Source organism: Jiangella aurantiaca, from assembly GCF_004349105.1.
GTDB lineage: Bacteria > Actinomycetota > Actinomycetes > Jiangellales > Jiangellaceae > Jiangella > Jiangella aurantiaca.
In genome coordinates this window covers 15,186-27,129 of the sequence record NZ_SMLB01000007.1, presented here as the reverse complement: position 1 = coordinate 27,129, position 11,944 = coordinate 15,186, and the positions used below count along the sequence as shown (strand labels likewise).

Annotated in this window: 8 protein-coding genes; all 8 read right to left on the bottom strand. The window is 70.7% G+C overall.

The window, feature by feature from the left end:
- Window position 1: 1 nt before the first annotated feature.
- Window positions 2–4,669: a DUF4082 domain-containing protein gene (locus E1262_RS07290; protein WP_162605809.1), complete on the bottom strand. Its 4,668-nt coding sequence runs from the start codon at window positions 4,667–4,669 to the stop codon at window positions 2–4.
- Window positions 4,670–4,828: 159 nt separating this feature from the next.
- Window positions 4,829–6,079 carry a sulfate adenylyltransferase subunit CysN gene (gene cysN, locus E1262_RS07285; protein ID WP_203453649.1) on the bottom strand — a complete coding sequence of 417 codons (1,251 nt, stop codon included), beginning with the start codon at window positions 6,077–6,079 and terminating at the stop codon, window positions 4,829–4,831.
- Window position 6,080: 1 nt separating this feature from the next.
- Window positions 6,081–6,989 carry a sulfate adenylyltransferase subunit CysD gene (cysD, locus tag E1262_RS07280; protein WP_132102480.1) on the bottom strand — a complete coding sequence of 303 codons (909 nt, stop codon included), beginning with the start codon at window positions 6,987–6,989 and terminating at the stop codon, window positions 6,081–6,083.
- A complete protein-coding gene (locus E1262_RS07275) occupies window positions 6,986–7,756 on the bottom strand; it encodes a 3'(2'),5'-bisphosphate nucleotidase CysQ (RefSeq protein WP_132102479.1) in 771 nt (256 codons plus the stop codon). Before E1262_RS07275 ends, cysD begins: the two co-directional genes overlap by 4 nt.
- A gap of 120 nt (window positions 7,757–7,876) precedes the next feature.
- Window positions 7,877–8,758 (bottom strand): dTDP-4-dehydrorhamnose reductase, encoded by an 882-nt coding sequence (gene rfbD, locus E1262_RS07270; RefSeq protein WP_132102478.1) that lies wholly within the window; start codon window positions 8,756–8,758, stop codon window positions 7,877–7,879.
- A gap of 70 nt (window positions 8,759–8,828) precedes the next feature.
- Window positions 8,829–10,349, bottom strand: a complete 1,521-nt coding sequence (locus tag E1262_RS07265) for an exopolysaccharide biosynthesis polyprenyl glycosylphosphotransferase (protein ID WP_132102477.1) — start codon at window positions 10,347–10,349, stop codon at window positions 8,829–8,831.
- Window positions 10,350–10,497: 148 nt separating this feature from the next.
- Window positions 10,498–11,079: an aminoacyl-tRNA hydrolase gene (gene pth, locus E1262_RS07260; protein ID WP_132102476.1), complete on the bottom strand. Its 582-nt coding sequence runs from the start codon at window positions 11,077–11,079 to the stop codon at window positions 10,498–10,500.
- Between the two features lie 31 nt (window positions 11,080–11,110).
- Window positions 11,111–11,761 (bottom strand): 50S ribosomal protein L25/general stress protein Ctc, encoded by a 651-nt coding sequence (locus E1262_RS07255; protein ID WP_132102475.1) that lies wholly within the window; start codon window positions 11,759–11,761, stop codon window positions 11,111–11,113.
- Window positions 11,762–11,944: the final 183 nt, after the last annotated feature.

Sequence of the window (11,944 nt, the reverse complement as noted above, 5' to 3'; positions counted from 1 at the left end):
CTCACGAATCCGATCTGAAGATCACGTCGACCCAGAAGTTGTGCGGCGCCGTCGCTGACGGGAAGCCCGTGCCGTAGATGTAGGCGCCGCCGTTCGCCGGCACCGAGAGTGGCCCGCGCGTGATCGGGTCGGCCAGGCCGTTGGCGGTCACGGCGTACCGCCCGACGGTGGTGTAGTAGGACGCCACGTACGTCTCGCCGGCCGTCACGTCGATCGGCGTCGCGAACCGCACCGTCTGCCAGCCCGACGCCGTCTCGTTCCCGAACACCACCTCGCCGAGCTTCTGCCCCGACGACGACCACAGGTAGCCGGTGTGGGTGCCGGTGTTCTGCGGGCCTTTGTAGAACCGGATCCCGGTGATGACGCCGTCGGCGGCCGGGGTCACCCGGACGCCCACCTGCACGGCGTCGGGATCGTTCCAGTTCGCGGTGGCGGGCGTGTCGGTATCGCTCCACAGGCTGCAGGGACAGCCGTTGGCGTCGGGTGGTGCCTCGACGGTGGTGAAGCTCCACGTGCCGTCGCCGACCGGGGTGCCATCGATCGACACCACCGCGGTCAACTCCGTCTCGTACGGCAGCGGGGCGCTGGGCGTGAACGTCACCGTGCGGGTCGTGGCCGAATAGGAGCTCTGGCCCGCGATCGGCCCACCCGGTCCGGTCAGCGTCAGCGTGGGCGTTCCGGACACCGACTCGTGCAGCTTCGCCGAGACGGTCGTCGTGACCGGCACGCCGGTCGCGCCATCGGCCGGCGTGTGCCCCGTGACCAGCGCGGCGTCGGGGACGAAGACGACGTCGACGTAGTAGTTCGTCTGTTCGTAGGAGAACTGCGGGAAGCCGCCGTCGTAGCGGTACCTGCCGTTGTCGCCGGCCGGGGCGGTCAGCGGGCCGCTGGTGCGGGCGTTGACGAAGTACTTGCCGTCGGCAGCGTACCGGCCGCGCGGTGCGAAGTAGGAGACGATGTAGGTGGTGCCCGCATCGACGTCGACCGGCTGGGCGAACGTCGCGGTCTGCCAGCCGACCGCCGTCTCGTCGGTGAACGTCACCTGCGCGATCCGCTCGCCGTTCGTGTTCCACAGCGACCCGGTGTGCGTGCCGGTGTTGCCCTGGCCCTTGTAGAACCGGACGGCGGTGACCACACCGTCGCGGGACGGTATGAACGCCGTGCCGAGCTCGACCGGCGCGCCGTCCGGGGCGCTGGGCACCGCCGGCGTCTGGCTGCCGAGCAGCGTGCACGGGCAGCCGCCGTCCGCGGGCATCGTCGAGAACGTCCACGTCGACGTGGGCACGGTGGCGCCCTCGACGGTCCGGGCGCCGCTGTGCCGCGCGGTGTACGTCTGCCCGGCCGCCAGTGGCGACGTCGGGTCGAACGTGACGGTGAGGTTGTCGGCGGACCGGGTGGTCGTGCCCGCGACCGTCTGCCCGCTCGCGGACGTGACGGTGAGCGTGCCGGTGGTGTCCAGCGGCTCGGTCCAGGTCACGCCCACGTTGGTGTCCGTCGCGACGCCCACCGAGCCGCTCGCCGGCAGGTGCTGGGTCACCGTCGGCACCGTCGGGGTCGGTTCGAACACGACGTCGACGAGGTAGGCGCTGGTCCACGTTTCGTTCGGGAAACCGGTGCCGTAGGTGTAGGCGCCTGCGCGCACCGGTGCGATCAGCGGCGTCCGGTCGCGCCCTTGCGTCGTGAACGCGTCGAGCGTGGCGGAGTAGCGGCCGTTGGGGGCGCGGTAGGCCACCGTGTACAGCTGGTCTTTGAGGACCCGGATCGGCTGGGAGAAGGTGGCTTCCTGCCAGCCGCTGCCGGACTCGTCGGTGAACGTCACCGAGCCGAGCTGGGCGCCGTCCGGCCCCCACAGCGTGCCGACGTGCGTGCCGGTGTTGTTCGGACCCTTGTAGAACTGCACGCCGGTGACGTCGCCGTCGCGAGTCGGCGTGAAGCGGACGCCGAGCGTGACAGGACCGGGGTCGTTGACCTCGAGGATCTCGGGCACCTCGGTCTCCTCGTAGAGCCCGCACGGGCACACCCCCGGCGCCGACGGCGGCCGCGCAGTGCGGAACGACCAGCTGCCGCCCGCGGCGACCGGCTCGTTCGCCGTCACCGTGACGGTGTACTCGACGAAGCCCTCGAGGTCGGCTGTGGGATCGAAGGTCACCGTCCGAGTGGCGGAGTCGTAGGACGTGCTGCCCGCGACCTGGTTGCCCAGAGCGTCCTCGACCCGCACGGCGACAGACGACGGCGTGACGATCTTCGAGAACGACGCCTTGACGACAGTGTTCTGCGGCACGCTGCTGGCGTCGACCAGCGGCCAGTGGTCGAAGACCTCCAGCGGCGAGTTGTCGACCAGCGAGAACTCGACGTCGACGAAGTAGGAGGTGTTGTTCCAGCTCTGCGCCGGGAACGTGGCGGGAGCGCCGAAGACGCCCGCCGGAGCGGCGCCGAAGCCGCCGGCGACCCGCAGCGGGTCGGCCTCGAGGCTGCGCGCCGAGAACGCGTGCGGCTGGCTCGCGTAGCGGCCGACCGGAGCGGTATAGGACACGACGTACGTCTGCCCCGCGGTGACGGCCACCGGCCGGCTGAACCGCGCCAGCTGCCACCCGGCCGCGGTCTCGTTGGCGAACGTCACGCTGCGCAGCCGTTCGCCGGTCGCGCTCCACAGCGATCCGACGTGGGTGCCGGTGTTGCCCTGACCCTTGTAGAACCGGACGCCGGTGACGTAGCCGTCAGTGGTCGGTGTGAACCGCAGCCCCAGCTCGACGGCCGAGCCGTCGTCGGTGCTCTGGATCGGAGGTGTGGTGGACCCGTAGATGGAGCACGGGCAGTTGACCTGGACGGCGCGGGTCGCAGCGGTCCCGATGTTCGCGCTGTCGTCGATGGCGCGTGCCCGGATGTCGCCGGCACCGGCGCCGTGCTGCACGTGGCTGTACGACCAGCTCGTCGTGCCGGTGGCCGGGTGCCACGTCTTGCCGCCGTCGGTCGACACCTCGACCCCGGCCACCACCCCGCCGATGTCGGCCGCCGTCCCGGTGACCGTGACGGTGGTCCCGTTGGCGAGCTGGGCGCCGGCCGCCGGCGAACTGATCGTGGCCGTCGGAGCGATGACGTCGGTCGACTTCGTGGCCAGGGTCAGCGTCGGGTCCAGCGAGGACGGCAACGCATCCATGTCGGCCAGCAGGTTCACCGTCGCCTGACGCATCCGCCTGTCCGCGGGCCCGCCGCTGCCGTCGTGGACGGCGTCGAGGCCCCAGGACCACTGCACCGACCCGGCCGAGAACACCAGCGCGCCACTGGGCGCTTTGTACAGCGTGATGTGGTGGGTGGTATTCCCCGGGGCGACGCGGTTGCCGAAGTCCTGCAGGTACTCCGTGACCGGTCCGACTGTCGTCGACATGCGGATGAGGCCCTCGGGCCGGAATCCGTTGTCGAGGTCCTCGTTCGACTCGTACCCGACAGTGCTGGGCGCCAGTTCCACCTTCGTGCCGGACGGCAGGGAGTTGAGGCCGGTGTTGCGCCACAGCCGCAGCTTGCCCTCGGCGGAGTTCACCGTGACCGGGAGGTCGGAGTAGTTGACCATGTACGCGGTGCCGGTGGTGGCGTTCTCGGGGCGGCCGGCACCCGTCGACGGTGCCGCGTACCGCGGGTCGCGGAAGGTGCCGGTCCACTCCGTCGCCACCGGGTCGATCTTGGCGTAGCTCCAGGTCTCCTTGTACGACACCAGCGTCCGGTGGTTCGTGGCCGGGCCGGCGATCGACGGCTCCCACCGCGTGCGCCAGTACATCTCGTTGCCACTGAAGAACGCCAGGTTGACCCCGGCGTCGCGGGCCGCCTCGACGTTCGCGCGCTGCCGGCCGGACCAGTACTCGTCGTGCCCCACCGACAGGAAGACGTCGTGGTTGGTCAACAGGTTGCCTCGGCGGTCGGTGTCGACGCCGGCGATGTAGCTGACGTCGTAGCCGTTCTGCTCGAGGAAGCGGACCATCGGGTACTCGGCGCCGAAGTAGAAGTCGCGAGCCTCGATGCCGCCGCGCGTGGCGAACGGGCGGTTGTAGCTGATCTTGTACGCGCGGCCGTTCGCGCCGCCGCGGTAGAAGTCCGAGCCGCCGTAGGAGTTGTACGCCTGCCAGGTGGTGTCGGAGGTCTGGAAGACGATGTCCGAGGTGCTGGCGTCGTTGCGCACGATGAACGTGATGTGGCTCGACTCGTCGCGGTCGGGGCGGTTCAGCCGGGCGATGTAAACCCCCGACACCGCCGTGGACGGCACGTTCCACGACGCCGACACGCCCCAGTTGCCGCAGTCGTACAGCTCCGTCGTCACTTCACGCATGCACTCGGGCTGGAGCTGCGGCAGCGGCGCCGACGGGTTCACCCTGGTGATCCAGCGGGCGCCGTCGCCGTTGTAGTACCCGGTCCGGTAGATGTCGATGGTGTACGCCCGCGCGTCGGTGTCGATCTTGAAGTCGATGCGCTGGCCCACGTTGACGCTGATGTCGGTGGCGAAGCCCTGAATGCTCGCGTCGCCGGCGCCGTCGATCTCCCATTCATCGGGATCGGCACCCGGCTTCGAATTCTCGCAGACGATCGGATTGCCGCCCGGACCGCACGGATCGACGATCGCATTCGCCGCGACCGGCACCAGAGCGGAACCGATGATGGCGATCAGAACCGCGCCAACCATCGACCAACGCGAAAAGGACGCGTTTCGGCGCACCCGCATTTCTCGGCCCCCCCGGGCGAATCACCACACGCGTGCCGTAGCCCCCCACGACTCGCGAATCGAATCGAGCATAGCCTTAACGGGACGGTCCCGCATCCCCTGGAACGAACGATCCCACACTCACGACGCAGAAGTGATCATACCGGCGCCGACGGTGCGATTGGTCGCTTCGTCGATGAGGATGAACCCGCCGGTCAGCCGGTTGCGGCGGTACTCGTCGGCGAGCAGCGGGACGGTGGTGCGTAGCCGCACCCGGCCGATGTCGTTGAGGCCGAGCTGCGTCGCGGTGTCGTCGCGGTGCAGCGAGTTGACGTCGAGGCGGTACTGCAGCTCCTTGACCAGCGCCCGCGCTGACCGCGTCGTGTGCTTGAGCGCCAGCTTCTGGCCCGGCACCAGCGGCGTCTCGGCCATCCAGCAGACCATGGCGTCGATGTCCTGTGCGACGGCCGGCTGGTTGTGCGGCCGGCAGATCATGTCGCCGCGCGAGATGTCGATCTCGTCCTCGAGCCGGATGGTCACCGACATCGGCGCGAACGCCTCGCCGACCGGGCCGTCGGCGGTGTCGATGCTGGCGATCCGGGTGGTGAACCCGCTCGGCAGCACCATGACTTCGTCGCCGGCCTTGAGGACGCCGCCGGCGACCTGCCCGGCGTAGGCGCGGTAGTCGGTGCGCTGCAGCGACTGCGGCCGGATGACGTACTGCACCGGGAACCGGACGTCGACGAGGTTGCGGTCGCTGGCGATGTGCACGTGCTCGAGGTGGTGCAGCAGCGACGGCCCCTCGTACCACGGCATGTTCGGCGAGCGGCTGACGATGTTGTCGCCGTGCAGCGCGGAGATCGGGACGACGGTGAGGTCGGGCACGTCGAGCTTGGCCGCGAACGAGGAGAACTCGTGCTCGATGGACTCGAACACCTCCTGCGACCAGTCGACGAGGTCCATCTTGTTCACCGCGAGCACCAGGTGCGGCACCCGCAGCAGCGACACGATGAACGCGTGCCGGCGGCTCTGCTCGACCATCCCCTTGCGCGCGTCGACCAGCACGATGGCGAGGTCGGCGGTGGACGCGCCGGTGACCATGTTGCGGGTGTACTGGATGTGCCCCGGGGTGTCGGCGATGATGAACTTGCGCCGCGGCGTCGCGAAGTAGCGGTACGCCACGTCGATGGTGATGCCCTGCTCGCGCTCGGCGCGCAAGCCGTCGGTCAGCAGCGACAGGTCGGTGTACTCGTCGCCGCGCTGCTGGCTGGTGCGCTCGACACTCTCCAGCTGGTCGGTGAAGATCGCCTTCGAGTCGAACAGCAGCCGGCCGATCAGCGTGCTCTTGCCGTCATCGACGGAGCCGGCGGTGGCGAACCTGAGCAGATCCATCTCAGAAGTAGCCTTCCTTCTTCCGGTCCTCCATCGCGGCCTCGCTGACGCGGTCATCGCCGCGGGTGGCGCCACGCTCGGTGAGCCGGGTGGCGGCGATCTCCTCGATCACCTTCTCGACGGTGTCGGCGTCGGAGCGCACCGCGGCGGTCAGCGAGGCGTCGCCGACGGTGCGGTAACGGACCTTCGCGACGAACGTCGGCTCGCCCTCGCGCGGGCGGCAGAACTCGTTGTCGGCGAACAGCATGCCGTCGCGCTCGAACACCTCGCGGTCGTGCGCATAGTAGATGGACGGGACAGCGATCTCCTCGCGCTGGATATAGTGCCAGACGTCGAGCTCGGTCCAGTTCGACAGCGGGAACACCCGGATGCTCTCGCCCAGGTGGATGCGGCCGTTGTACAGGTTCCACAGCTCCGGGCGCTGGTTCTTCGGGTCCCACTGGCCGAAGTCGTCGCGGAAGGAGAACACCCGCTCCTTGGCCCGGGCCTTCTCCTCGTCGCGGCGGGCGCCGCCGAACAGCGCGGTGAACCGGTGCTTCTCGACCGCCTCGAGCAGCACCGGGGTCTGGATGCGGTTGCGCGAGCCGTTCGGCTCCTCGGCCACCAGCCCGCGCTCGATGGCGTCGGGCACCGACGCGACGACGAGGTTGACGCCCAGCTCGGCGACTCGGCGGTCACGGAACTCCAGGACCTCGGGGAAGTTGTGCCCAGTGTCGACGTGCATGACGGGGAACGGCATCGGCGCCGGCCAGAACGCCTTCTCGGCCAGCCGTAGCATGACGATGGAATCCTTGCCGCCGGAGAACAGCAGCACCGGCCGCTCCAGCTCGGCCGCCACCTCGCGGAAGACGTGCACCGCCTCGGCCTCGAGGTAGTCGAGCTGCGAGAGCTGGTACTCGTGGATCGTCATGACGCGGACCTCACGGGTTGTTCGGGGCCGGCGACGGCCGCCAGGAGCGCGTCGGCGAGCTCCGGGCGGGCGACGAGCAGGTCGGGCAGGTACGGGTCGGCCTGGTTGTACACCAGCGGCGAGCCGTCGAGCCGGCTGGCGTGCAGCCCGGCGGCGCGGGCGACGGCCACCGGCGCGGCGGAGTCCCACTCGTACTGGCCGCCGGCATGCACGTAGGCGTCGGCCTCGCCGCGGACGACGGCGGCGACCTTGAACCCGGCCGAGCCGATAGGGACCAGCTCTGCGCCCAGGGCGGCGACGGCCCGCTGCGCAGCGGCGGGCGGACGGCTGCGGCTGACGGCGATGCGCGGCGGCGCGGCGGGGATATGGTCCGGCACGACGGCGGCGGGGTCACTGGTGAGCGTGGTGCCGATGCCGGGCAGCGCGACGGCGCCGGCAGTCAGCTCGCCGTCCTTCCACAGCGCCACGTGCACCGCCCAGTCGTCGCGGCCGTCGCCGAACTCGCGGGTGCCGTCGAGGGGGTCGATGATCCAGACCCGCCGCGCGTCGAGCCGGGCCGCGGTGTCGGGCGCCTCCTCACTGAGGACGGCGTCGCCGGGACGCTGCTCGGCCAGCGCGGCGGCTAGAAGTCGTTGGGCTGCGCGATCCCCCGCATCGCGCAGCGCCTGAGTGCCCGTTGCCGGATCGTGGTCGCGGCGCAGCGCGAGCAGCAGCGCGCCCGCCTCGGTCGCGAGGCGGGCGGCCAGGATCGCGTCAGTAGATGCCACGGAACTCCTCGAAGCCGGTCTCGAACGACCCAGCCTAGGGCGAACCCACCCCGGATCACGCCCTCGCCCATTATCCGAGACGCTGCGTCCAGTATCCGGTCACCCCTGCGAAGGCTCGCATCACTCGACACCGAGGACGCTGGGTGCGGCCGCCCGCAGCGCCTCGCGCCACGGCCGAAGCGGCGCCAGCCCGAACCGCGTCCACCGCTCCTGCGACATGACCGAGCGGGCCGGGCGCGGCACGATCCGCGGCAGCTGACCCGCGGAGATCGGACGCACCCGCTCCGGGTCGAGCCCGAGCTCGGCGAAGACGGCGCGGGCCAGCCCGAACCACGTCGTGGCGCCGGAGTTGACCGCATGCAGGATCCCGGACATTCCCGCGGACCGGCCGATGTCGACGATGCGGTCGGCAACGTCGAGCGTCCACGTCGGCTGACCCCACTGGTCGTCGATGACGTCGACGTACTCGCGCTCCGCCGCCGCGGCCACAAGCGTTCGGACGAAGCTGCGGCCGTACTCGCCGTACAGCCAGCCGGTCCGCAGCACCACCCCTGTGTCCGGCAGCTCCTCCAGCACGGCGCACTCGCCCGCCGCCATCGTGCGCCCATAGGCGGTCGCCGGTGCGACCGGGTCGTCCTCGGTGTACGGCTCAGCGCTGCCGCCGTCGTGGACGTAGCTCGTGGACAGATGGATGAGCCGCAGGTCGCCGCGTGCGCAGGCGCGGGCGAGGTTGGCCACGCCGAGCACGTTGACGGCGCGGGCTCCGCCCTCGTCGACCTCGGCCGCGTCGACGTCGGCCCAGGTGTCGAGGTTCACGACGATCGAGCCGCCGCGAGCGCCGATGCGCGCGATGGTGGTGACCGCCGCCTCGACGGCGTTCCGGTCTGTGAGGTCGAGGACGGCACGGGTGACCGGGATGACCCGTTCACGCACCGCTCGCAGCATGGTCACCAGATCGCGGCCGAGTACGCCGTCGGCACCGGTGACCAGCCACGTCGCCACCCCTGACTCCCCTCGCCGGCTGTCAGGACGGCACCAGCGAGCGGCCGGCGGCTCGTCCAGGACCGAGGGATCAGTAGGCGCCGGTACTGCGCACCACCACGCTCGCCGTCCGGCCCAGCAGCTGCAGGTCGTGACCGTACGACCAGTTGTCGACATAGCGCAGGTCCAGCCGCACCGTCTCGTTCCAGGAGAGGTTGGACCGCCCGCTGACCTGCCACAACCCGGTCATGCCGGGGATCGCGACCAGCCGGCGGCGCGCCGTGCTGTCGTACGCCGCCACCTCCTCGGGCAGCGCGGGCCGCGGCCCCACCAGCGACATCTCCCCGCGCAGGACGTTGACCAGCTGCGGCAGCTCGTCGAGGGAGTACTTGCGGAGCACGCGGCCGATCCGCGTGACCCGCGGGTCCTCCCGCATCTTGAACATCAGGCCGTCGTTGTCGCCCGAGTCGAGCAGCTCCGCACGGCGCAGGTCGGCGTCGACGTACATCGTGCGGAACTTGAACATGGTGAAGAACAGCCCGTCGCGGCCGACGCGGACCTGCCGGTAGATGGCCGGGCCCGAGTCGGTCAGCTTGACGGCCAGGCCGATGCCCAGCAGCAGCGGCGAGATCAGCAGCAGGATCATCGTCGCGAGCACGCGGTCGGTGACCACCTTCGCCAGCAGCCGGAGCCTGGTCGGGCGGGCCTGCTTGATGTGCAGCAGCACGCTCGAGCCCATGCTCCCCAGCCCCATGCGGTGCGCGGCGACGTCGGACAGCCCCAGGTCGGTCACGAGGTCGATGTTCAGGTCACCCAGCATCCACGTCAGCGCCCGCAGCCGGTCGCCGGCGAACTCCGAGCCAGCCGTGACACAGACGGCACGGGCGCGGACCCGCTGGGCGGCGAGCCGGACCGCCTGGACCATCTCCTCGTCGCGCAGCGCGTCGTCGCGGCCGGGCAGGCCGCGGTCGATGGTGCCGACGACCGGGATCGACGCCGGCGGTGCGGTGCCGTCGTCCTCGATGCAGGCGGCGACGACGCTGAGCGGGTGTTCGCCGTCCTGCGTGAAGCGGTCGAGCGTGGCGGCGACGCCGGCCGCCGGGCCTACGACCAGCGTGCGCCGGGTGGCCCGGCCCATGGTCCTCAGCCGCCCCAGCCTTCGCCGGACCAGTAGGCGCACGACGACCGAGCCCGCCGTCAGCACGGCGGCCGTCACGAGGAACGCCGGGCCCAACAGCGGCACGGACAGCAGCGCGCTGACGATCGCGGCGACCGAGAGGAGCCCGGCGAGCGCCTGCAACACGTCGCGATAGGTGTTCCTGACCCCGAACAGCCGGTCCGGCCGACCGCTGCCGGCGGTCAGGACGAGCGGCCAGCCGACCGCGATCGCGTTGAGGGCGATCGCGACGTCGACGTTCTCCCGACTGAGTGCCCAGGACGCACCAGCGGCAGCGGCTGCGATCAGCAGATCACCCGCCGCTGTGGCGCGACGATAACGAAAAGGACGATTGACGGGCTGAGAATGCGCGCCGCGATTCTCACCATCGAAATGCGATGGCCTCTTCCCTGCATGTGCGCGCACACCAGCCGACGACAAACCGACCGTAGCCATGGCCCCCCCAAGGCTCCGATTCCCCCCACCGGCTCATCACCAAGCCGACGAACTGGGACGGACTATACGCTGATTGGGCGGAATGGGACCAGTCGAACGCGATGATTTCGGAACGTGCGGTGCGCCGAGCCGGCGCCGGCCGCGCGGTTCACGCGTTGTAGTGATTTTGAGCGTATGTCAAGCCGTCCACCACGACGGCCTCGGCGGCATCGGCGGCACGGTCGACCTCGAGCTCGATGTCGCGCTTCTCAACAGTGGAGAAGGGCTTCAGCACGTACGCGGCCGGGTCCATGCGCCCGGGCGGCCGGCCGATGCCGAACCGCAGCCGGCAGTAGTCGCCGGTGCCGATGCGGGCGCGCACCGAGCGCAGCCCATTGTGACCGTTGTCACCCCCGCCGAGCTTCAGCCGGATGGTGCCGAACGGCAGATCCAGCTCATCGTGCACCACCAGCAGGTGGTCGGGGGCGATCTTGTAGAAGTCGGCGAGCAGCGCCACCGGCCCGCCGGACTCGTTCATGTACGTGCGCGGCTTGGCCAGGACGGCGCGCACGCCGGGCACGCCGCCGAGCCGGACCTCGGCGACGTCGGCCCGGAGCCTGCGCTGCGACTTCAGCGGTGCACCGGCCCGCTCGGCGAGCAGGTCGACCACCATGGCCCCGGCGTTGTGCCGGGTGCCGGCGTACGTCGGGCCGGGGTTGCCCAGCCCGACCACCAACCACGCGTCGGACATCGACAGGCTCCCCGGCCCGGCGGAAGTGAACTCAGGACTCGTCGGCAGGCGCCTCGGCCGGAGCCTCCTCGGCAGCGCCGGCCTCGCCGGCCTCGGCCTCCTCGGCCGCGGCCTCCTCGACCTCGCCCTCGAGCTGCTCGGCGGTCGGGGCGGCGGTGACGTTGACGACCAGCTGCTCGGGGTCGCCGGCCAGCGAGGAGCCGCCCGCCAGCACGAGGTCCTTGGCCAGGATCTGGGTGCCCTCCGGGAGGCCCTCGACGGAGACCTCGATGCCCTCGGGCAGGTGGGTCGCCTCGGCCTCGATGGAGACGGTCGGGTGCTCGACGTTGACCAGCGTGCCCGGCGCCGCCTCGCCCGTGACGTGCACCGCCACCTCGACGGTGACCTTCTCGCCACGCTTGACCAGCAGCAGGTCGACGTGCTCGATGAAGCCCTTGAGCGGGTCGCGCTGGACGTGCTTCGGCAGCGCCAGCTCGCTGCCCCGGCCCTCGATGTCGAGCGTGATGAGCACGTTCGGGGTCTTCAGCGCGAGCATGGTGTCGTGGCCCGGCAGCGCGAGGTGGACGGGGTCGGTTCCGTGCCCGTAGAGGACCGCGGGAACCTTGGCGGCGCGGCGGAGGCGGCGCGCGGCGCCCTTGCCGAACTCGGTACGCAGCTCGGCGGCGATCTTGACGTCGGACACGGTGAGAACTCCTCGGAAAGCACGGTGGGCGGTCAGCGGCACGTCGGGCTCGGGCAAGGGCGCGCACCGACTGCGCACCGCGTCGATCACGGTGGCAGCAGAAGACTGCACCCTCGCCGAGGCAACCCTCGAAGTCTAGCCCTGGAGCTGCCCCGATGTGAAACCGGCCCCGGACCTCCCCAG